This window comes from Stutzerimonas chloritidismutans AW-1, assembly GCF_000495915.1.
Taxonomy (GTDB): Bacteria; Pseudomonadota; Gammaproteobacteria; order Pseudomonadales; family Pseudomonadaceae; genus Stutzerimonas; species Stutzerimonas chloritidismutans.
The window spans coordinates 99915-120760 of record NZ_AOFQ01000016.1 but is presented as its reverse complement, the minus strand read 5'-3'; the positions used below and the strand labels follow the sequence as shown (position 1 = coordinate 120760).

Annotated in this window: 18 protein-coding genes; 12 read left to right on the top strand and 6 right to left on the bottom strand. The window is 63.9% G+C overall.

Annotation, left to right across the window (positions count from 1 at the left end; genetic code table 11):
• Both F753_RS0124705 and F753_RS30735 read right to left on the bottom strand, forming a co-directional pair.
• The coding region (locus F753_RS0124705) for an ATP-binding cassette domain-containing protein (RefSeq protein ID WP_156924024.1) at positions 1 to 265 on the bottom strand (265 nt) is incomplete at its 3' end.
• 19 nt (positions 266 to 284) lie between these two features.
• Positions 285 to 1136 (bottom strand): putative selenate ABC transporter substrate-binding protein, encoded by an 852-nt coding sequence (locus tag F753_RS30735; RefSeq protein WP_023444483.1) that lies wholly within the window; start codon positions 1134 to 1136, stop codon positions 285 to 287.
• 225 nt (positions 1137 to 1361) lie between these two features.
• Here F753_RS30735 and F753_RS30730 point away from each other — a divergent pair, with 225 nt between their 5' ends.
• A complete protein-coding gene (locus F753_RS30730; protein ID WP_023444482.1) occupies positions 1362 to 1559 on the top strand; it encodes a hypothetical protein in 198 nt (65 codons plus the stop codon).
• A gap of 85 nt (positions 1560 to 1644) precedes the next feature.
• Here F753_RS30730 and F753_RS30725 read toward each other — a convergent pair whose 3' ends face one another.
• Positions 1645 to 2457: an undecaprenyl-diphosphate phosphatase gene (locus F753_RS30725; RefSeq protein ID WP_023444481.1), complete on the bottom strand. Its 813-nt coding sequence runs from the start codon at positions 2455 to 2457 to the stop codon at positions 1645 to 1647.
• A 280-nt stretch (positions 2458 to 2737) separates the two neighbouring features.
• Between F753_RS30725 and F753_RS30720 the strand changes: the two genes are divergently transcribed.
• From F753_RS30720 to F753_RS30700, 5 genes are all read left to right on the top strand, one after another.
• Positions 2738 to 3625, top strand: a complete 888-nt coding sequence (locus F753_RS30720) for an NAD(P)-dependent oxidoreductase (RefSeq protein ID WP_023444480.1) — start codon at positions 2738 to 2740, stop codon at positions 3623 to 3625.
• Positions 3622 to 4404: a hydroxypyruvate isomerase family protein gene (locus F753_RS30715; protein ID WP_023444479.1), complete on the top strand. Its 783-nt coding sequence runs from the start codon at positions 3622 to 3624 to the stop codon at positions 4402 to 4404. Before F753_RS30720 ends, F753_RS30715 begins: the two co-directional genes overlap by 4 nt.
• 120 nt (positions 4405 to 4524) lie before the next feature.
• Complete coding sequence (locus F753_RS30710) at positions 4525 to 5871, top strand: spinster family MFS transporter (protein WP_023444478.1); 1347 nt, start codon at positions 4525 to 4527, stop codon at positions 5869 to 5871.
• A 156-nt stretch (positions 5872 to 6027) separates the two neighbouring features.
• Positions 6028 to 7293, top strand: coding sequence for an Hsp70 family protein (locus tag F753_RS30705; RefSeq protein ID WP_023444477.1), 1266 nt, complete (start codon positions 6028 to 6030; stop codon positions 7291 to 7293).
• A gap of 116 nt (positions 7294 to 7409) precedes the next feature.
• On the top strand, positions 7410 to 8318 hold the full coding sequence (locus F753_RS30700; RefSeq protein ID WP_023444476.1) for a CHAD domain-containing protein: 909 nt from the start codon (positions 7410 to 7412) through the stop codon (positions 8316 to 8318).
• Between the two features lie 147 nt (positions 8319 to 8465).
• Here F753_RS30700 and rapA read toward each other — a convergent pair whose 3' ends face one another.
• Positions 8466 to 11315, bottom strand: coding sequence for an RNA polymerase-associated protein RapA (gene rapA, locus F753_RS30695; RefSeq protein WP_023444475.1), 2850 nt, complete (start codon positions 11313 to 11315; stop codon positions 8466 to 8468).
• Between the two features lie 151 nt (positions 11316 to 11466).
• On the opposite strand from rapA, the gene F753_RS30690 reads away from it, so the two are divergent.
• The 4 genes from F753_RS30690 (at position 11467) to ccoM (ending at position 12889) form a co-directional block, all read left to right on the top strand.
• Positions 11467 to 11763 carry a hypothetical protein gene (locus tag F753_RS30690; protein WP_014821194.1) on the top strand — a complete coding sequence of 99 codons (297 nt, stop codon included), beginning with the start codon at positions 11467 to 11469 and terminating at the stop codon, positions 11761 to 11763.
• A 1-nt stretch (position 11764) separates the two neighbouring features.
• On the top strand, positions 11765 to 12382 hold the full coding sequence (locus F753_RS30685) for an alpha-ketoglutarate-dependent dioxygenase AlkB family protein (RefSeq protein WP_023444474.1): 618 nt from the start codon (positions 11765 to 11767) through the stop codon (positions 12380 to 12382).
• On the top strand, positions 12379 to 12540 hold the full coding sequence (locus F753_RS49705; RefSeq protein WP_014821192.1) for a hypothetical protein: 162 nt from the start codon (positions 12379 to 12381) through the stop codon (positions 12538 to 12540). Before F753_RS30685 ends, F753_RS49705 begins: the two co-directional genes overlap by 4 nt.
• Before the next feature lie 241 nt (positions 12541 to 12781).
• A complete protein-coding gene (ccoM, locus tag F753_RS50160; protein WP_023444473.1) occupies positions 12782 to 12889 on the top strand; it encodes a cytochrome c oxidase subunit CcoM in 108 nt (35 codons plus the stop codon).
• A gap of 74 nt (positions 12890 to 12963) precedes the next feature.
• Here ccoM and pulA read toward each other — a convergent pair whose 3' ends face one another.
• Entirely contained in the window at positions 12964 to 16083 is a 3120-nt protein-coding gene (gene pulA / locus F753_RS30675; RefSeq protein ID WP_023444472.1) for a pullulanase-type alpha-1,6-glucosidase, read from the bottom strand.
• A 233-nt stretch (positions 16084 to 16316) separates the two neighbouring features.
• The gene (locus F753_RS30670; RefSeq protein WP_014821189.1) at positions 16317 to 16787 is read right to left on the bottom strand and encodes a MaoC family dehydratase; all 471 of its coding nucleotides are present in this window, start codon (positions 16785 to 16787) and stop codon (positions 16317 to 16319) included.
• A gap of 278 nt (positions 16788 to 17065) precedes the next feature.
• Here F753_RS30670 and fadD2 point away from each other — a divergent pair, with 278 nt between their 5' ends.
• Positions 17066 to 18754, top strand: coding sequence for a long-chain-fatty-acid--CoA ligase FadD2 (fadD2, locus tag F753_RS30665; protein WP_023444471.1), 1689 nt, complete (start codon positions 17066 to 17068; stop codon positions 18752 to 18754).
• Between the two features lie 224 nt (positions 18755 to 18978).
• Positions 18979 to 20670 carry a long-chain-fatty-acid--CoA ligase FadD1 gene (gene fadD1, locus F753_RS30660; protein WP_023444470.1) on the top strand — a complete coding sequence of 564 codons (1692 nt, stop codon included), beginning with the start codon at positions 18979 to 18981 and terminating at the stop codon, positions 20668 to 20670.
• Positions 20671 to 20846 lie beyond the last annotated feature (176 nt).

Genomic DNA, 20846 nt, shown 5'->3' with positions numbered 1-20846 from the left:
CCCCCGCCGAGAGCGTCCAGGGGCGCTTGCCGAGCAGCTCGAGATCGCCCTGATCTGGCTTGAGCGACGTGGCTAGCAGACGCAGCAGCGTGGTCTTGCCGGCCCCGGACGGGCCAATGATGGCGACCCGTTCACCCTGCGCGACCTGCAGGTCGAGCCGCCGCAGTGCGATCTGGCCGCCGGCGTGGGTGTGGCCCACGCCGGCCAGCTTCAGCGCCGGTTGTGCAGCGAGGCCTGGCGCCGGCGGTGTTTGCAATGTGCTCATGGCTGGCGCTTACGCGGCATCACTTGAGCAGGCCGGCGGCGCGCGCAGCTTCTTCGATGCCTACGTAGTTCTCCGGCTTGGTCTCGATAAAGCGACTGGCGGCCTGCAGATCGAGAATCGCCTTGTGCTCCGGGTTGGCCGGATCGAGGGCGAGGAAGGCAGCCTTGATCTTCTCGACCAGCGCCGGCTCGAGGTTGCCGCGCACGGTCCAGTTGTAGTCGTAATAAGGCGGAGTGGTAGAGATCACCCGGACCTTGTCGGTGTCGACCTTGCCGGCCGCGACCAGCTTGTCCCACACCGAGGCGTTGAGCACCCCGGCGTCGGCCTTGCCGGCCTCGACCCAGGCGGCGGTTGCATCGTGGGCGCCGGAGTAGGCGATGCGCTTGAAGAACTGCTCCGGCTGGATGCCGTCCTTGAGCATGAAGTAGCGCGGCATCAGGCTACCCGAGGTCGACGACACGGAGCCGAAGGCGAAGGTCTTGCCCTTGAGGTCGGCCAGTGACTTCACCTCGGGATCGGCGGTGATGAACTTGCTGGTGAACTGCTCGTCCTGCTCGCGCTGCACCAGCGGGATCGCATCGCCGGTCTTCAGACGAGTCTGGACGAAGGTGAAGCCGCCCAGCCAGGCGAGATCGAGGCGGTCGGAGGCCAGGGATTCGACGACAGCCGCATAGTCCGATACCGGGGTGAACTTCACTGGCATGCCCAGCTGCTGTTCCAGGTATTCGCCCAGCGGCTTGAACTTGCGAATCAGCTCGGTCGGGGCTTCGTCGGGGATAGCGGAAACCCGCAGGGTTTCAGCGGCGTGGGTAGTAGCAATAGACAGGGACAGGGCAAGGCCGGCGACGGCTGCCAGGGAGCGCTTCAGCATTGAGGGTTCTCCGGTTCAATAGCGGAAAAAGCGCGCGGATTATAGAGCGTGGTAGGCGTGTGGCGCCAAGGGAAAGCTGAATAGGGACGCTTGGAGCGCTTCTGGCGCATTTCCATTGCAGAAATATCGTGTAACACGACGAACTTTTTTCAGGCCCCAAACCTAAGTGATCTGTAGTGGCCGAATATGTGCAATGTGCCACCCCCGCAGGCAAAGGAAGCGAATGTGAAGTGCGATAAGAAGCGTCGGTCCACCATGGTCTGGGCAGATGGTCACTCGTTCAGAGAGGTAGCGCGAATTCAGGCGCAACCTGTTGGCAGCGCGGAAATACGCAGCGTGCCTTTGACCGAGAAGATGTTCACCGAGGCGCGTATCGCAGCTGTCCTGCTCGGCCCACTGCTGATCGACCTGCCTCAGGGCTGATAGGGCGACCTCGCTCTGGCCAGCGCCGCGGCAGCGCGAGGGATCGCAAGCCGCGGCAAGGCGTACAACGTATCAACAGGTGCGCTCAGGCGCCGGTGAACAGTACCAGCAGCACCACACCGAGGATCAAGCGGTAGATCACGAACGGCAGCATGCCGACGCGCTCCAGCAACTTCAGGAAGATGTGGATGCACAGGTAGGCACTCACCGCCGACAGCACCACACCCAGCCCCATCGCCGTCCAGTCAACCGCTACCCCGCCTTCCACCAGGTCGAGTGTGCTCAGCCCGCTGGCAAGCACGATCACCGGGATCGACAGCAGAAAGGAAAAGCGTGCTGCGCCGGAGCGCGATAGGCCCAGCAACAGCCCGGCGGTCATCGTCACGCCCGAGCGCGAGGTGCCGGGAATCAGCGCCAGCGCCTGGGCGCAACCGATCAGCAAGATGTCCTTCCAGTTCAGGCTGTGCTCGTCGCGCGGTTGCGGGATTCGCCGGCTGACCACGTCCGACCACCACAGCAGCAGACCGAAGCCGATGGTCGCCCAGGCGATCACCAGCGGCGAACGCAGCTGGACTTCGATGAAGTCCTTGAACAGCAGCCCGGCGATGCCGACCGGAATCGTTCCAAGGATCACCGCCCAGGCCAGCCGGCTGTCACCGACACGCTCGCGGCGGGCTAGCGATGCGAACCAGTCGCGGGTCATGCCGAAGACTTCCAGGCGGAAGTACCAGACCACTGCGGCCAGGGTGCCGAGGTGCACCGCCACGTCGAATGCCAGTCCCTGGTCGTCCCAACCCACCAGGTGCGGGAAGAGGATCAGATGAGCCGAGCTCGATACCGGCAAGAACTCGGTTAGTCCCTGCACGATGGCCAGGACGATGATCTGAATTAAATCCATTGCTTGTTTCCTGCGATGTCTTCTGATGCACGCGCGTTGCCATGGGCAGGCGTGCGTTGAGCGGATGGGGCTGCGCGAGGCGATGCCCCGGGGCCTCCTTCAGAGGCGCTCGACGGCGGATCGTTCCGGTTGGTCGGGCAATTTGCTGGATCGGTCACAGTGGCATTGTGGCAGCAGGAGGGGAGCATTGAGCAGTTGAGGGGTGAGGGAGGTACATCGTTTGGCCGTTCCTGGCGGTGCGGCGCTAGAATCACGACCTCGTTCGTCAAGGAGCCGCCTCATGTCCGACCTGCCAACCCTCGCTTTTGCCGGTATCGGCCTGATGGGCCTGCCGATGTGTCGACGTCTGCTGGCGGCGGGGTATCGTCTGGCGGTGTGGAATCGCTCGCCCGAGAAGTGCCAGCCGCTGGTAGAGCTGGGGGCCAGGGCGGTGGCGACGCCCGCCGAGCTCTGTGCCGAGGCCGACATTGTGCTGTTGTGTCTGGCTGACACCGCCGCTGTGCGCGAGGTGCTTTTCGGCAAGGGCGGCATCGCCGAAGGTGGCAAGGCCGGCAAGCTGCTGGTCGATCACTCGAGCCTGGAGCCGACGGCAACCCGCGACATGGCCGCCGAGCTGGAATTTCGCAGTGGCATGCGCTGGGTCGATGCCCCGGTCTCTGGTGGAACGCCGGGCGCGGAAGCCGGCAGCCTGGTGATCATGGCCGGCGGACGCGACGAGGATGTCGAGCGGGTACGGCCGGTGCTGATGAACCTGGGCCAGCGCCTTACCCATATGGGTGGGGTCGGCGCCGGCCAGGTGACCAAGGTCTGCAATCAGATGATCGTCGCCTGCAATGCGCTGGTGATCGCCGAGGTCGTGGCCTTGGCCGAACGTGCCGGAGTCGACGCCAGCCTGCTGGCACCGGCGCTGGCCGGCGGCTTCGCCGATTCCAAGCCATTGCAGATCCTCGCCCCGCAGATGGCAGCGAGCGAGTTCGAACCGGTGAAGTGGCATGTACGGACCTTGCTCAAAGATCTGGATACGGCTGTCAAACTGTCCCGTGAGCAGGGATCGGCGACGCCCTTGAGCGGCCTGGCCGCGCAGCTGATGCGCCTGCACGGCAGCCAGGGCAATCTTGAGCGTGACCCCGCCACGCTGGTGCAGATGTACCGGGAGGGCGACCAATGAAGATCGCCGCCAATCTATCGCTGCTGTTCACCGAGCTGCCGCTTACCGAACGCATCCTCGCCGCCCGCACCGCCGGTTTCGATGGCGTGGAGATCCAGTTTCCTTACGAAGTGCCGGCCATTCGCCTGAAAGAGCAACTCGAGCGCGCCGGCATGCCGCTGGTGCTGATCAATCTGCCCGCCGGCGATCTGTTGCAGGGCGGACCAGGCCTGGCGGCGGTGCCGGACCGGCAGGAGGCCTTCGACGCGGCTCTGCAGGAGGCGCTGACCTATGCGCTGATGGTTCGACCGGCCAGTGTCAACGTGCTGCCGGGCCGCCTCGCCGAGGGCGTGGACCGCGAGCTGGCGCTGGAGACGCTCGAGCACAACCTGTGGAAGACCGCCGACGCCTTCGACATGCTCGGCATCCGCGTGCTCTGCGAAGCGATCAACCCGCTCGACATGCCAGGCTTTCTGATCAACAGCGCGGCGGATCTGGAGGCTCTGCTGCAGCGCGTCGATCACCCCAACTGCCTGGCGCAACTGGATTTCTACCATATGGCACGCCAGCAGCTGGACCTGCCCAGCTGCATTACCCGGCTGGGCGAGCGCATCGGTCATGTGCAGTTCGCCGACTGCCCGGGCCGCGGCGCGCCCGGTAGTGGTGAGCTGGACTTCGGCGCAGCGCTGCAGGCCTTGCAGGCCAGCGGCTACCAGGGCTGGCTGAGCGCCGAATACAAACCGGGGGAGCAGGGCACCGAAGCTGGCCTGGGCTGGCTGGCCGAGTGGCGCGGGCGCTGAGCCATCGCGGGGCATAAGCGAAGGTGATGTTCGGAGACAGGATCAGGCACAGACTCTAGAGTCATGGTCGAGTCCCGGCTGGTCTGTGGCCGGAATATAAGAACAATCGAGACCGACGTCATGCAGCCTTCCACCCAAGCATCCAACGCCTGGCGCGTGCTGTTTCTGCTCTTTCTGGCGAACCTGTTCAACTTCTTCGATCGCACCATACCGGCGATCATCGCCGAGCCGATCCGCCTGGAGTGGAGCCTCAACGATTTCCAGCTCGGCCTGATCGGCACCGCCTTCACCATCGTCTACGCCATTGCCGGGCTGCCCCTGGGGCGCATGGCAGACCTCGGTTCGCGGCGCAAGATCATGGGCTGGGGGCTCACCGCGTGGAGCGGCCTGACCGCGATTAACGGCCTGGCCTGGAACTTCTGGAGCTTCCTGCTGGTGCGCATGGGCATCGGCATCGGCGAGGCCAGTTACGCGCCCGCCGCCAACTCGCTGATCGGCGACCTGTTTCCGGCGCACAAGCGCTCCCGGGCCATGGGCATCTTCATGCTCGGCCTGCCGTTGGGCCTGTTGCTGGCGTTCTTCACCATCGGTTCCATGGTCGAAGCGTTCGGCAGCTGGCGTGCGCCCTTCTTCATCGCCGCGGTGCCCGGCCTGGTGCTGGCGCTGTTCATCTTTCTGATCAAGGAGCCCAAGCGCGGCGCCGCCGAGACCGTCAAGGTTTCCCAGGAGCCGGTGCAGCAGCCGATCCGCAAGGTGTTGTCGATTCGCACCTTCTGGTGGCTGGTGCTGGCCGGCCTGGCATTCAACTTCGCCACCTATGCCTGCAACGCCTTCATGGTGCCGTTGCTGATGCGTTATCACGGTGTCTCGTTGGTACAGGCGTCGGTCGCCACCGGCGTGATCGTCGGCTTGACCGGCTTGTTCGGGTTGACCCTGGGCGGCTGGGTCGCTGACCGTATCCACCAGCGCTACGCCCGTGGTCGCCTGATCTTCGCCGCTGTGAGCATGTTGATCGCGACCATCGCGACCGGCTATGCGCTGCTGGCCGGCCGCATCGAGGTCGGCATGTTCGTCGCGGTGTTCAGCATTGGCTGGCTGTTCTCCTACAACTTCTATACCTGCGTCTACACGGCAATTCAGGACGTGGTCGAACCGCGCCTGCGGGCCACGGCCATGGCGCTGTTCTTCGCCGGCCTGTACCTGCTGGGCGGCGGCATGGGGACAGTAGTGGTGGGGCTGCTCTCGGACCACTTCGCCGAAGGGGCGATGCTGGCAGCGGGCGCCAGCGAGATGGCCGAGGCCTTCCGTGCCGAGGGTCTGCACGGGGCGATGTATCTGATACCGGCGTCGCTGCTGCTGACCATGCTGTTCCTGTTCCAGGCATCGCGGACCTTCTGCGCCGATGCCAAGCGCATGACTGCCGGGATGACGGCCGATGCGCCCGGCGCGGAGGCGGTGCCTGCCTGATACGTTTGCGTTATGGGGTTTGTGCCCGGACCAGCGATGGCCGGGCATTTTTTTGTCTGGAGAAAGCCATCGAGGGCTAACCGACGATAGGCCTGCATCGGCGGGCCGCCTCCTTTACACTGCGCGGCCGTTTTTTCAGTACCCGTGGAACACGCCATGCTCAACGCCTCATCCGCCCGCGCCTGCGGCATCGACTTCGGCACCTCGAATTCCACGGTTGGTTGGTGGCGCCCCGGCGTCGATCCGCTGATCGCGCTGGAAGGCGAGCAACCGACCTTGCCGTCGGTGGTGTTCTTCAATCTCGAAGAGCGCAGGCCGGTCTACGGTCGGCAGGCGCTGAGCGAATATCTGGAGGGCTATGAAGGCCGCCTGATGCGTTCGCTCAAGAGCCTGCTCGGCTCCAAGCTGCTGAAAAGCGAAACCACCGTGCTCGGCAGCGCCATGCCGTTCAAGGAAATCCTCGGCCTGTTCCTCGGCACCCTCAAGCAGCGCGCCGAAACGGCTGCCGGCCGGCCATTCGAGGAAGTCGTGCTGGGGCGGCCGGTGTTTTTCGTCGATGACGACCCGCAGGCCGACCGCGAGGCATCGGACACCTTGGCCGCTGCCGCCCGCAAGATCGGCTTCAAGGACGTGTCCTTCCAGTACGAGCCGATCGCCGCGGCCTTCGATTACGAGTCGCGTATCGAACGCGAAGAGCGCGTGCTGATCGTCGATATCGGCGGCGGTACCTCCGACTTCTCGCTGGTGCGGCTGTCGCCCGAGCGCCGGGACGTCGATGATCGACAGGCTGATATTCTCGCCACCGGCGGCGTGCACATCGGCGGTACCGACTTCGACAAGCAGCTCAGCCTGAGCGGGGTGATGCCGCTGTTCGGCTATGGCAGCCGGATGAAGAGCGACGCACCGATGCCGACCAGCACCCACCTCAACCTGGCCACCTGGCACACCATCAATGCGGTCTACGCGCCGGCCTCGCTACGGGCGTTGCAGAGCATGCGCTACGACATCGTCGACCCCACCGGTATCGACCGGCTGTTCCGCCTGATCGAGCAGCGCGCCGGACACTGGCTGGCGATGCAGGTGGAGCAGGGCAAGATCGAGCTGACCGAGGCGGAGCAGTTCGCCATCGACTTCCAGCGTATCGAGCCGCAACTGCAGGTCGAGCTGACCCGCCAGGGCTTCGAAGGCGCCATCGCCGCACTGCTTGACCGTATCGGTGGCAGCATCAATCAGCTGCTGGCGGATGCCGGCGTGCGCCATGATGAGGTCGATACGGTGTTCTTCACCGGTGGCTCGAGCGCCATTCCTGCACTGCGCGACAGCGTTGCCGGGCTGCTGCCCCGTGCACGGCATGTCGAAGGCAATCGCTTCGGCAGCATTGGCAGCGGATTGGCCATCGAGGCGCGCAAGCGCTACGGTTGAAATGGAATCCCGGCGTTGCTGACACAAATCTTCACATTGCCGGGATAACACCCGGCGTGGCGTGCGGGTCTCAATACGGATGCTCCAGCGGAGCGTGTCATTGAGGGATAACGCAAATGGCCTATCGAATACGCCCAGCGCGCAATGCTGCCAAAGAGGTGCGCAAGGCCGCGCTGGGGCGCATCAACAAGGCGATCCAGGCGCTCTGTGTCGAGCCGTCCGAGCGGGCCGAGGGCGTGCACCAGGCGCGCAAGCGCTTCAAGGAAATGCGCGCGCTGCTGCGGCTGGTGCGTGAACCGCTCGGTGCGCGTTTCAGCGTCGACAATCGTCGGCTGCGCGATGCCGGACGACGCCTGGCCGAGTCACGCGATGCCGCCGCTATGCTGGAAAGCTGGGACGCCCTGGCGCGCACCGATCAGCCACTGTTCGTCAGCGATGCGTTCCGCCAGATCCGTCTGCGCTTGCAGCAGCGCGCCGCGCCGGATGGTGAGGTGCATACCGGCTTCGATGTGGAAGTGACGCAGGTGCTGGGTGACCTGCGCGCACTGACTCGAGACGTGCAGCACTGGAAATTGCCGGGCAAAGGCTTCGGCTTGCTCGCCGCGGGCTTTCGGCGAACCTATGCCGACGGTGTGCGGGATCTCGCACGTGCGCAAAAGGCGGACTCGGATGAGTTGCTTCACGAATGGCGCAAGCGGGTGAAGGACCACTGGTATCACTGCCAGCTGCTGTCTCCGTGCTGGCCGGATGCGCTGGAAACTCGCGCGGAACAGCTCAAGCAGGTCGCCGACGCGCTGGGTGACGACCATGACCTGGCGGTGATGACTGAGCTGATGCAGGGCGCGCCCGAGCTGTTCGGTACACCGGATACCCGTGAAGCGGTGCAGCGCTGTATCGAACAGAGGCGGGCGCAATTGCAACAGCGCGCGCTGCGCCTGGGCCGCCGCTTGTATGCCGAACCGCCAAAGGCGCTGGCGGAGCGGGTCGGGGCGTACTGGCGTATCGCACGTAAGGAATCGGAATAATAAGAGCACGCCTCGACGAGGCCGTTCTCGGGGAAGCGCGGACCGCCTCGTTCAGGTCGGGAACGAGGTGGTCCAACCGCTGGCGCGTTGACCTGAACGGATGGTTTGGACACCGCCTTCAGGACACACGGGCAAAGCGCTGCCGGCTCAGCCGGCGACCAGCACCCGTATTGCCTCCAATCGCAAGGCGGCCTTTTCCAGTGCTGCCAGGCCGTCTTCGCGCTGCTGACGCAGGGCTTCGATCTCGCTGTCGCGCACGCTCGGGTTGACTGCCTGCAGGGCTACCAGTCGCGCCAGCTCCTCCTCCAGGCCGGCCTTGAGCTTGCGTTGTGCCTCGGCAACGCGCTCGCTGTGGCGCGGGGCGATCTTGGCTTCGGCGGCGGCGATCTGGGTGGCCAGCACGTCGCGCTGGGCCTGAACGAACTTGTTGGCGCTGGCCCGCGGCACGCTTTCCAGCTGATCGTTGAGCGTATCGAAGGCCACCTTCGAGGCCAGGTCGTTGCCGTTGCCGTCGAGCAGGCAGCGCAGCGCCAGCGGCGGCAGGAAGCGGCTCAGCTGCAGTGCACGCGGCGCCACCACCTCACTGACGAACAGCAACTCGAGCAGTACGGTGCCCGGCTTGAGCGCCTTGTTCTTGATCAGCGCGACCGCGGTGTTGCCCATGGAGCCGGACAGCACCAGGTCCATGCCGCCCTGCACCATGGGGTGTTCCCAGGTGAGGAACTGCATGTCTTCGCGGGCCAGGGCCTGTTCACGGTCGTAGGTGATGGTCACGGCTTCGTCATCGCCCAGCGGGAAGCTGGCATCCAGCATCTTCTCGCTGGGGCGCAGTACCAGGGCGTTTTCCGAGTGGTCTTCGCTGTCGATACCGAACGCGTCGAACAGCTGCTCCATATAGATCGGCAGGGCGAACTGGTCGTCCTGCTCCTCGATGGCTTCGACCAGCGCCTTGCCTTGTTCGCCGCCGCCGGAATTGAGTTCCAGCAGACGGTCGCGACCGCTGTGCAGTTCGGCTTCCAGACGCTCGCGCTCGGCGCGGGCCTCGTCGATCAGCAGCTGATAGGTGTCGTCGTCACCTTCTTCCAGCTGCCCCAGCAGACGCTGTCCGAAGCGGTGCTGCAGGGCGTTGCCGGTCGGGCAGGTGTTGAGGAAGGCGTTCAGTGCCTGGTGATACCACTTGAACAGGCGTTCCTGCGGACTGGTTTCCAGATACGGCACGTGCAGCTGGATGGTGTGCTGCTGGCCGATGCGGTCGAGACGGCCGATGCGCTGCTCGAGAAGGTCCGGGTGCGCCGGCAGATCGAACAGCACCAGATGGTGGCTGAACTGGAAGTTGCGGCCTTCACTGCCGATTTCCGAGCAGATCAGCACCTGCGCGCCGAACTCCTCGTCGGCGAAGTAGGCCGCGGCGCGGTCGCGCTCGAGGATGCTCATACCCTCGTGGAACACTGTGGCCGGAATGCCGGAGCGCACGCGCAGCGCGTCTTCCAGATCCAGGGCGGTCTCGGCATGGGCGCAGATGACCAGCACCTTGTACTTCTTCAGCATCTTCAGCGTGTCGATCAGCCATTCCACGCGCGGATCGAACTGCCACCAGCGGTTGCTCGCCTCGCCGTCGTCCTGCTGGCTCTGGAAGGCGACCTCCGGATACAGCTCGGCATGCTCGCCCAGCGGCAGTTCGAGGTATTCGGCCGGGCAGGGCAGCGGATAGGGATGCAACTGACGCTCTGGGAAACCTTGCACGGCGGCACGGGTGTTGCGGAACAGCAGACGGCCGGTGCCGTGACGGTCGAGCAGCTCGCGGATCAGCCGGCTGCTGGCCTCGATGTCTCCATCGGTGGCGGCGGCCAGCAGGGCTTCGCCCTCGGCGCCGAGGAAATCGTGGATAGTCTGGTGTGCCTGCTGCGAGAGACGGCCCTCGTCGAGCAGCTCCTGCACGGCTTCGGCCACCGGCTGGTAGCTGGAGCTTTCGGCGCGGAAGGCATCGAGGTCATGGAAACGATTCGGATCGAGCAGACGCAGACGGGCGAAGTGGCTGTCCAGACCGAGCTGTTCCGGAGTTGCAGTCAGCAGCAGCACGCCGGGGATCACTTCGGCCAGCTGTTCGACCAGTTTGTATTCGGCGCTGGCACCTTCCGGGTGCCAGACCAGGTGGTGCGCTTCGTCCACTACCAGCACGTCCCAGCCTGCGGCGAAGGCAGCGTCCTGGGCACGCTCGTCTTCCTTCAGCCATTCCAGCGATACCAGTGCCAGCTGGGTGTCTTCGAACGGGTTGCTGGCATCGCTCTCGATGAAGCGCTCGGCATCGAACAGTGCGACTTCCAGGTTGAAGCGGCGGCGCATCTCCCCCAGCCACTGGTGCTGGAGGTTTTCCGGAACCAGGATCAGCACCCGGCTGGCGCGGCCTGAGAGCAGTTGGCGATGGATGATCAGGCCGGCTTCGATGGTCTTGCCCAGGCCCACTTCGTCGGCCAGCAGTACGCGGGGGGCGATGCGGTCAGCGACTTCCTTGGCGATGTGCAGCTGGTGCGCGATGGGCTGCGCACGCACGCCACCGAGGCCCCATAGCGAGGACTGCAGCTGGGCGCTCTGGTGCTGCAGGGTGTGGTAGCGCAGGCTGAACCAGGCGAGCGGGTCGATCTGCCCGGCGAAGAGGCGGTCGCTGGCCAGGCGGAACTGAATGAAGTTCGACAGCTGGGTTTCCGGCAGGGTGCGGGCTTCGTTCTGCGCGGTCAGGCCGTGGTAGACCAGCAGGCCGTCGACGTCGTCGACCTCGCGCACGGTCATCTTCCAGCCTTCGAAATGGGTGATCTCGTCACCGGGCACGAAGCGCACCCGCGTCAGTGGGGCGCTGCGTGTCGCGTACTGGCGCGTTTCGCCGGTCGCCGGATAGAGCACGGTGAGCATCCGCCCATCCTGGGTCAGGATGGTTCCGAGGCCGAGTTCTGCCTCGCTGTCGCTGATCCAGCGTTGCCCCGGTAGATACTGCTGCGCCATGCTGCCTCCCGCTGTGAAAAAGCCGGCTATGGTAACGGAACGTCGCCAGCAGAGCGACGGCCGATGGCGACTGCGTGACGCATGAAGTGTAGCGGTCCTGTTAAAGTTGGCCGGTGCCGCGCCGATTCATCGGTAAAGAGGGGTAACCAGCATGCTGCCACCCATCCCATCAGGCGTATTCCCGGTCAACGCCCAGCAGGACGTGGTCAAGCCGCGCCCGGAGATCGCACCGGTGGCACCCGTGCAGCCGAGCTCGGACGAAAGTGCGGTTACCCTCGACCGACGTCATCCGCAGGAGAGCGCCGAGATGCTGCGCGACGAGCAGCGGCGGCGTCAGCGCCGGGGGTATACCCCGGAGGAACTGGCGACCGGCGAGACTGATGAACAGGACCAGGCCGAGCTCGAAGAGCTGCCGCGCCAGGGACTCTGGGTTGACGTCGAGGTCTGAGGTGTTCACGAACGACCCGAGCCACGCTTCATCGATCGAGTTGCCGGACGCCGCACTGGACTACTACCCGGGGTGGGTCGACAGCGAAACCGCCGATGCCTGGCTGGAGGACCTCGTCAGCGCCACGCCCTGGTCGCAACCCGAAATCCGAATCTATGGCCGCCAGGTTGCAGTACCACGCATGGTCGCCTGGTTCGGCGACGCGGACGCCGGGTATCGCTATTCCGGCCTGCGACATGATCCGCTGGCCTGGACACCGCTGTTGCGCGACATCCGTGAGCGTCTGCAGCACGAGACCGGTCAGCGCTTCAACGGTGTGTTGCTGAACCTGTATCGCGACGGACGCGACGCCATGGGCTGGCACAGTGACGATGAGCCCGAGCTGGGCGATTGCCCCACTGTCGCTTCGCTGAGCTTGGGCGCTGAGCGACGTTTCGATCTGCGGCGCAAGGGCAGTGGGCGGATTCAACACTCGCTCGTCCTCGCACATGGCTCGCTGCTGGTCATGAGGGGCACGACGCAGCATCATTGGCAACACCAGATCGCGCGGACCAGCAAGGTGCTGCAGCCGCGCCTCAACCTGACCTTCCGCCTGATCGAGACGAGGCCGAGCAAATGAGCAGCGACGAGAAGTTGATCGACTTCAGTGCCGAGCGCGCAAAGCGTATTCACGACCTCAACGACAAGCGCCTCGAGGAGATGCGCAAGACCTTCGAGCAGGTCCTGCCGCTGGGCAAGGCGAAGAAGAAGGGCAAACGCTCCCCGAAGAAGCGTTAATCGCGCCCCCCTTCAACATTGCACAGATCGATTCGCTATTAGCCGCTCGGCTAGCACCACACTTTTGCTCCTATCCTGCCGTTTTCCGCCTCAAACACCCCTGTTTTCTTGACCTGGATCAGTCGTTGCTCACGGCTGTGCGCGCTGCTTTGTGGCCATTGACCCGGGTCAATTTTTTTAGGGGGGAGCGGGTTTAACTTGAACCCATCGAATAGCGAATCAGGTTTCGGAGGTAGGTCTCATGTTTGTCGATGATGTGGTGCTCGCAGGGGTGGTCACGGTCGGCCTGATGGTCGCCTTCCTCGGAGGCTTCGGATATTTCATCTGGCGGGATGCGCACAAGAAGTAAGCGATTCCCGGCAGATTCAAAGAGCACGCAAGGCATTTAGGCGACCTATGGTCGCCTTTTTTTTTGCGCGCGATTTACAGACGTGTCTGAGGTTGGACGAATACGATCGTCGTGAACGCCGGTACCTCGAACTCCCCACTAGTGACCTTGGCCTGGCGGCTGATCGGGTCGACCGAACCATTCAGCACCGGGTGCAACTCGTAGCCGTCCGCGCCCGGCAGGCGAACCGGCCTGTCCGAGGCATTGATCACCACCATCAGCGAGCTGTAGCGGCGGTCCAGATCGCGGCCGTCACGCGGACCATCGGCCAGACTGAAGGCGATCACGCCGGGCTGCTGTTCGGGTCCAGTGTTGTGAAACTGTAGGCGCCGTTGCACCTCGCGGGCGCTGTCGAGCTGGAACAGTGCGCTGTCGCTACGGATTTTCAGCAGCTCGAGGAAACGTCGTTTCGCCGCGATGATGTCGGTGGTGCCCGGTTTGGCCTGCGGGTCGACAATGATCCTGCGAATCAGCGGCCAGTTGTCGCCGTCCTTGTCCGCGCGCGGCAGGCCCTTGTTCCAGTTGTTGTCCTGGTAGCTGAAATCCACCGCGTTGAACCAGTCGCCCGAATCGTAGCTGTCGCGCTGCATGGACTTCGATCGCAGGATGTCCGAGCCGAGATGGATGAACGGCACGCCCTGGCTGAACAGCGGCACCGACAGCGCCACCATGTGCAGGCGCACCCTGTCGGCAACCGACAGGCTGCTGGCCAACTTGTACTGGTTGTTGTCCCACAGCGTCTGGTTGTCGTGCTTGGAGACGTAATTGACGGTTTCCTGCGGGTCCAGCGTATAGCCGGCGGGCTGGCCGTTGTAGTCGATCTCGCTGCCTTTGCGCGTGCTGCCGTCGGCGGTCACGAATTGGAAGTCGCGTAGCCCGCCAGCAATACCGACGCGGATCAAATCGGTGGCGTGCAGCAGTTGCGCTTTTTCCTGAGCCCCGGCGCCGCTCAGCTCGTTGGGTCGCAGATAGAGGCCGTTGGCGAAGCCCTGGTTGCGGCGAATGCTGTCGCCGCCGTCGAAGGGGCTGCCGCCACGGACTGCATCACGTTGCCGATCATTGAAGGTACCGACGCCGGTGCCGGCCATGTTCAGTTGATTGGCGTTGATACCGCGTGCGTTGCCGGCAACCTCGCCGAATTCCCAGCCTTCTCCGTAGAAATAGGTGTCGCGATCGATGCGGCGAACGGCGTGATACGCATCGACGATCTGCTCGCGCATATGGTGACCCATCAGGTCGAAGCGAAAGCCGGCGATCTTGTAGTCGCGGGTCCAGACCTTCAGCGAGTCGATCATCAGCTTGGCCATCATGCGATGTTCGCTGGCTGTGTTCTCGCAGCAGGTCGAGGTTTCCACCGCGCCGGTCGTCGGGTTGCGGCGGTGGTAGTAGCCGGGTACGACCTTGTCCAGAACGGATTTGTCGGCCAGGCCGGAAGCGTTGGTGTGGTTGTAGACCACGTCCATCACCGTGGCGAGGCCATTGCCGGCCAAGGCCTGCACCATCTGGCGGAACTCGATGATGCGCTGCACGCCTTCGGCATCGCTGGCGTAGCTGCCCTCGGGCGCGGTGAAGTGGAAGGGGTCGTAGCCCCAGTTGAAGTCATCCAGGCCGCGCAGGTCGTTGTACAGCGATTGCGCCTGACCGCTGGCCGGGTCGAAGCCCTCTAGCACCTGACGGATGCTCGCCGCGCTGCAGTATTGCGCCCAGCGCTGGCGGGCCGCATCCGACAGGTCGCAGAGCTTGGCGAAGGGGGCGTCCAGGTTGATCCGCCGAGCGGGGTCTTCGTCGATGGTTGCGATGTCGAACACCGGCAGCAGCTGCACGTGGGTGAGCCCGGCCTTCTGCAGGTCGCGCAGGTGCCGCATGCCGTTGCTGTCATGTCGGGTAAACGCGGCGTAGGTGCCGCGCAGCGCGGCTGGCAGGCTGGCGTCGCTGGCGCTGAAATCGCGCAGATGGGTTTCGTAGATCACGTTCGCTTCGGGGTGCGCCGGGCGTGGCGGACGTACGGCATCCCAGCCGGCGGGCTTGAGATCGTCGGCGTTCAGGTCGACCACCTGGGCGTACTGGCTGTTGCGTGACAGGCTCAGGGCATAGGGATCGCTGACCAGCGTCGTCTCGACCCCGCCGGTGCTGGGTCGGTAGGCGGTGATTTCGTACTGGTAGTACTGGCGATCCAGTGAGCGCGGGCCTTCCAGACTCCAGACGCCGAGCCGCTCCCGCATAGGCTTCGGATAGCCGGGTAGCAGTCGTTTGGACGCATCGAAGACGTGCAGGCGAACCCGCTGCGCGGTCGGTGCCCAGAGCTTGAAGGACACACCGCTGGCATCGAGCGTCGCGCCCAGCTCACCGTTGTAGGCGAACAGCATGTCGAGGATGCCGGCGGTCTGCACTTCGGTGGCATCGATGACCCGGTCGTCCGCGTCGTAGGCGATCACCACCAGCTGACTCATCACGGCGTGGCGAATGTCTTTCACACCTGCCGTGATTCGGTAAGCAGAGGCATCGGCCAGATGCGGGTGTTGGCGCTTGAGTCCATTGCGCAGGCTGGACGGCTGCATCGCCAGGGCCTGCCCGCCGCTGACGGTTCGCGCCTCGCTGTCGATGCGGATGCTGGCGTCGCGGTCATAGCGCAGTTCCAAGCGGCTGGCGCCCGGCGCACCGCCCACCAGTGCGAGCGTGAACGGATCAAGCCAGTGCGCCCGCGCGCCCTTGATCGCCACGGCACTGCCACTCAGCGGCGTGCTGGACAGCTGTGGGTTGCCGCTGACCGTGAAGGCGCGACGGCCCAGTTCGTCGAAGCGCCAGGTCAGGTCGCCACCGCCCAGGTCCTTTTCGTCGCCCTTGTGCATGATCAGATTCAGGCAGCTGGCATTGGCGCTCAATGGAATGCGGTACAAGGCGCCGTACCGCGGGTCGGTATCCACCGCCGCGAGCGGTTGCGCCCAGCTGGTTTCAGTCGCGCTGCCGTTGCAGCTGGGGGTGTTCCACAGGTGCGGACCCCAACCGTTGTAGTCACCATCGGCGCGCTGATAGTAGAGCAGGGCCTCGTCGGGGCCAGGGTCGAGCGGGGTAGCCGAAGCGGATTGCATGGCCAGCGCGAAGCCGGCAAGGGCGAGCGCCGCCAGGCGTCGATAAGTGATCGAGCGAGTGAGCATGGGTGAGGGTCCCGTTGTTGTTCTTCTTGTACTGCTCGCTGGATGGTCGGCGCGGGGTATCCGATACGCATCCTCCGTTGGGGAACTGCTCGGGGCGTAGGCCAAGGCCTTAATGGCGTTCTGCTTGTCGCCCGTGCCGGGCAGACGGAGGGATTGCTGGAAATGAAGAGGGCGCCAATCAGGCGCCCTCAGCTTGCCTCCGTCACGCGACGGGACACTGAACGTGGAAAGGCTCAACCGATGGTGATCGGCGGCAACTCCTTCAGTTCTACGGTCTCCTGCTTGCGTGGCGCGAGCACTTCCGCCTCGCCATCGACCACCTGCTCATCGTTCTGGTTGAACACGCGGGTGGCGATGCGCACGCGGTTCTTCGGCAGCTTCTCGAGGATTTCCAGGCGCACGGTCAGGGTGTCACCGATCTTCACCGGGCGGGTGAATTTCATGGTCTGGCCGAGATAGATGGTGCCCGGGCCCGGCATGGTGCAAGCCACGGCGGCGCTGATCAGCGCGCCACTGAACATGCCATGGGCGATGCGTTCCTTGAACAGCGTACCGGCCGCGAACTCGGCATCCAGGTGGACCGGGTTGCGGTCGCCGGACATGGCCGCGAACAGCTGGATGTCCTTTTCCTCTACGTGTTTTTCGAAGCTCGCCTGCTGGCCGACTTCCAGTTCGGCGTAGGGCGTGTTGCTGATGGTGCTCATGGACAGTCCTCAGATGCTGGGGCGGGGCGCGTCAACTGCTGCGCCTGATCGAATCAGGTTCCGCGCAACCGGCACAGCCCGGTGCTTGCGCGCTGGGGCTGCATTCTAGAGGCATGCAGCACGATTGTCCCGAGTGCAGGCCGTCCCGGCAGCGTGACGAAAGATTCACGGCAGTGATTTGTGCGGCTTGGACTGTTGCGTCGCGACGCTGACCTGATAAGTTCGCCAGAGCCCGCTGTGCGCGGGCCAGACACTCTCAGGTAAAGAGGCCAATAACAATGCAGCCTGAATTCTGGAATGACAAACGCCCTGCTGGCGTGCCCAACGACATCGATCTAGGTGCTTACCGCTCGGTCGTCGAAGTGTTCGAGCGAGCCTGCAAGACCCATGCGGACCGCCCCGCATTCAGCAATATGGGTGTTACCCTCAGCTACTCCGATCTGGAGCGCCACTCCGCCGCTTTCGCCGCCTGGCTGCAGCACCACACCGATCTGCAACCCGGCGACCGCATCGCCATTCAGATGCCCAACCTGCTGCAGTATCCCATCGCGGTGTTCGGTGCGCTGCGTGCCGGCCTCATCGTGGTCAATACCAACCCGCTGTACACCGCGCGGGAGATGCGCCACCAGTTCCAGGATTCCGGCGCGCGGGCGCTGGTGTATCTCAATACCTTCGGCCACCACGTGCAGGAGGTGCTGCCCGATACCGCCATCGAGCACCTGATCGAAGTGCGCATCGGCGACATGTTGCCGCCGCTCAAGGGCGCGCTGGTCAACGCGGCGGTCAAGCACCTGAAGAAAATGGTGCCGGATTACAGCCTGCCGCAAGCCGTTTCCTTCAAGGATGTGCTGCGCGACGGCGCGCGCCACAGCCACAAGCCCGCGCCGCTGGAACTCGACCACGTCGCCGTGCTGCAGTACACCGGCGGTACGACAGGTGTGGCCAAGGGCGCGATGCTGACCCACGGCAACCTGGTGGCGAACATGCAGCAGGTGCGGGCCAACATGCAGCAGCTGGACGATCAGGGCCACCCGGTCATCCGTGAAGGTCAGGAAGTGATGATCGCGCCGCTGCCGCTGTATCACATCTACGCCTTCACGGTTAACTGCATGTGCATGACGGTGACCGGCAACCACAACGTGCTGATCACCAACCCGCGGGACATCAATGGCTTCGTCAAGGAACTGCAGCGCTGGCAGTTCTCCGCGTTCCTCGGGCTCAACACACTGTTCGTCGCGCTGATGGCTCACCCGCAGTTCAAGAAGATCGACTTCTCCCGACTCAAAGGCACCAATTCCGGCGGTACAGCCCTGGTATCGGCAGTCGCCGAACGCTGGAAGAGCCTGACCGGCTGCACCGTTGTCGAAGGCTACGGCCTGACCGAAACCTCGCCGGTCGTCTGCGCCAATCCTCATGGCGAACATTCGCGCCTCGGCACGGTGGGGCTGCCGGTGCCCGGTACCACGGTCAAGGTCATCGACGACGAAGGCAACGCCTTGCCGCTCGGCGAGCGCGGCGAGCTGTGCGTCAAGGGGCCGCAAGTGATGAAGGGCTACTGGCAGCGTCCCGAAGCTACGGCCGAGGTGCTGGACGAGGAGGGCTGGCTGAAGACCGGCGACGTCGCGGTGATCGACGAGGACGGGTTCGTCAGCATCGTCGACCGCAAAAAGGACCTGATCATCGTCTCCGGTTTCAACGTCTATCCCAACGAGATCGAGGACGTGGTGATGGCCCACCCGAAGGTCGCCGCCTGCGCCGCTATCGGTGTCGCGGACGAGAAATCCGGCGAGGCGGTCAAGCTGTTCGTCGTGCCCAGCGATCCGACCCTCACCCAGCAAGAACTGCAGGCTTATTGCCGGGAGAATTTCACCGGCTACAAGATGCCGCGGCACTACGTTTTCCGCGATGCATTACCGATGACGCCGGTGGGCAAGATCCTGCGCCGCGAGTTGCGTGAAAGCGCCTGATAACGACAGGCGCAGCCCGCAGAGGGCGGCTCAAATTGAGTGACCGGGACATATGTTCCGGTCACTTTATGTCGAATCAACGCGTTCCGGACTCTGTTCGCTCCTGGGCAAAGCTGCTAACCTCGGGCACGCTTTTAGCCCGATTAGTGGTACAAAAGTTAACAAATCACAACAAAACAGCTGCCATCGCGCAGTAATAAAGCTGTTGCTTAGGAGTGGGGTTCATGACCGATAACTTCTGGAAGGATAAGTATCCTGTTGGTGTCTCCAGCGAGATCAATCCCGACGAGTATCAGAACATCCAGGCTGTGCTCAAGCAGTCTTGCGAGCGTTTCGCCGACAAGCCGGCCTTCAGCAATCTCGGCAAGACCCTGACCTATGGTGAGCTGTACAAGCTGTCCGGCGATTTCGCCGCCTATCTGCAGCAGAACACCGATCTTCAGCCCGGCGACCGTATCGCCGTGCAGCTGCCCAACCTGATCCAGTACCCCATCGTGGTGTTCGGGGCCATGCGCGCCGGCCTCATCGTGGTCAACACCAACCCGCTGTATACCGCGCGGGAAATGGAACACCAGTTCAACGACGCCGGCGCCAAGGCGCTGGTCTGCCTCGCCAACATGGCGCATCTGGCCGAGGAAGTGCTGCCCAAGACCGGCATCAAGCACGTGGTCATCACCGAAGTCGCCGACATGCTGCCGCCGCTCAAGCGCATGCTGGTGAACGCGGTGGTCAAGCATGTGAAGAAGATGGTCCCGGCCTACAGCCTGCCGAAGGCGGTCAAGCTCAACGACGCGCTGGCCCTGGGTCGTGGCAAGGCAGTGCGGGACGTATCGCCGAGCAGCGATGAAGTCGCCGTGCTGCAGTACACCGGCGGTACCACGGGCGTTGCCAAGGGCGCGATGCTGACCCACCGCAATATTGTCGCCAACATGCTGCAGTGCAAGGCGCTGATGGGGTCGAACCTCAATGACGGCAGCGAGGTGCTGATCGCCCCTCTGCCGCTCTACCACATCTACGCCTTCACCTTTCACTGCATGGCGATGATGCTCAGCGGCAACCACAACATCCTGATCTCCAATCCGCGCGACCTGCCGGCGATGATCAAGGACCTGTCGAAGTATCGCTTCAGCGGCTTCGTCGGCCTCAACACGCTGTTCGTGGCGCTGTGCAACAGCGAAGACTTCCGCAAGCTGGATTTCTCCGCGCTCAAGGTCACCCTGTCGGGCGGTATGGCGCTGCAGCTGGCTACGGCTGAGCGCTGGAAGCAGGTGACGGGTTGCCCCATCTGCGAAGGCTACGGCCTGACCGAAACCAGCCCGGTGGCCTCGGTCAATCCGATAGAGCACATCCAGATCGGCACCATCGGCATTCCGGTTCCTTCGACGCAGTTCAAGGTCATCAATGACGATGGCCAGGATCTGGCGCAAGGCGAGATCGGCGAGCTGTGCATCAAGGGCCCGCAGGTGATGAAGGGTTACTGGCAGCGCCCCGAGGCCACTGCCGAAGTGATCGACGCCGAAGGTTGGTTCAAGTCGGGCGATATCGGTGTCGTTCAGGAAGACGGCTACATCCGCATCGTCGACCGCAAGAAGGACATGATTCTGGTCTCCGGTTTCAACGTCTATCCCAACGAGCTGGAAGACGTGCTTGCCGGTCTGCCAGGGGTGCTGCAGTGCGCCGCCATTGGCGTGCCGGACGAGAAGTCCGGTGAGGCGATCAAGCTGTTCGTGGTGGTCAAACCGGGGGAGAGCCTGACCAAGGAGCAGGTCATGCAGCACATGCACGATAACCTGACCGGCTACAAGCGCCCGAAGTCAGTGGAGTTCCGCGACAGCCTGCCGACCACCAACGTCGGCAAGATCCTGCGTCGTGAGTTGCGTGATGAAGAGTTGCGCAAGCTGGGCCACAAGAAGTAGTACTCGTACCTCGACGAAAAAAACCCCGCCTCGGCGGGGTTTTTTCGTTTTTGCGAACAACGTTCATCGGCAGCGCGCCGCGCGGCTTGAATTATCACTTGGTAGCGTTCTCCTCGTGATGTAGTCGGTGGCACAATGGCACTACTTAACCGCGTTTTTCATGGGGGATTACCAGA

Bases quoted from the DNA above. Each gene is read 5' to 3' on its own strand.
- F753_RS30735 (WP_023444483.1), bottom strand. From the start codon at position 1,136: ATGCTGAAGCGCTCCCTGGCAGCCGTCGCCGGCCTTGCCCTGTCCCTG.
- F753_RS30725 (WP_023444481.1), bottom strand. From the start codon at position 2,457: ATGGATTTAATTCAGATCATCGTCCTGGCCATCGTGCAGGGACTAACC.
- F753_RS30720 (WP_023444480.1), top strand. From the start codon at position 2,738: ATGTCCGACCTGCCAACCCTCGCTTTTGCCGGTATCGGCCTGATGGGC.
- F753_RS30715 (WP_023444479.1), top strand. From the start codon at position 3,622: ATGAAGATCGCCGCCAATCTATCGCTGCTGTTCACCGAGCTGCCGCTT.
- F753_RS30710 (WP_023444478.1), top strand. From the start codon at position 4,525: ATGCAGCCTTCCACCCAAGCATCCAACGCCTGGCGCGTGCTGTTTCTG.
- F753_RS30705 (WP_023444477.1), top strand. From the start codon at position 6,028: ATGCTCAACGCCTCATCCGCCCGCGCCTGCGGCATCGACTTCGGCACC.
- F753_RS30700 (WP_023444476.1), top strand. From the start codon at position 7,410: ATGGCCTATCGAATACGCCCAGCGCGCAATGCTGCCAAAGAGGTGCGC.
- rapA (WP_023444475.1), bottom strand. From the start codon at position 11,315: ATGGCGCAGCAGTATCTACCGGGGCAACGCTGGATCAGCGACAGCGAG.
- F753_RS30690 (WP_014821194.1), top strand. From the start codon at position 11,467: ATGCTGCCACCCATCCCATCAGGCGTATTCCCGGTCAACGCCCAGCAG.
- F753_RS49705 (WP_014821192.1), top strand. From the start codon at position 12,379: ATGAGCAGCGACGAGAAGTTGATCGACTTCAGTGCCGAGCGCGCAAAG.
- ccoM (WP_023444473.1), top strand. From the start codon at position 12,782: ATGTTTGTCGATGATGTGGTGCTCGCAGGGGTGGTCACGGTCGGCCTG.
- pulA (WP_023444472.1), bottom strand. From the start codon at position 16,083: ATGCTCACTCGCTCGATCACTTATCGACGCCTGGCGGCGCTCGCCCTT.
- F753_RS30670 (WP_014821189.1), bottom strand. From the start codon at position 16,787: ATGAGCACCATCAGCAACACGCCCTACGCCGAACTGGAAGTCGGCCAG.
- fadD2 (WP_023444471.1), top strand. From the start codon at position 17,066: ATGCAGCCTGAATTCTGGAATGACAAACGCCCTGCTGGCGTGCCCAAC.
- fadD1 (WP_023444470.1), top strand. From the start codon at position 18,979: ATGACCGATAACTTCTGGAAGGATAAGTATCCTGTTGGTGTCTCCAGC.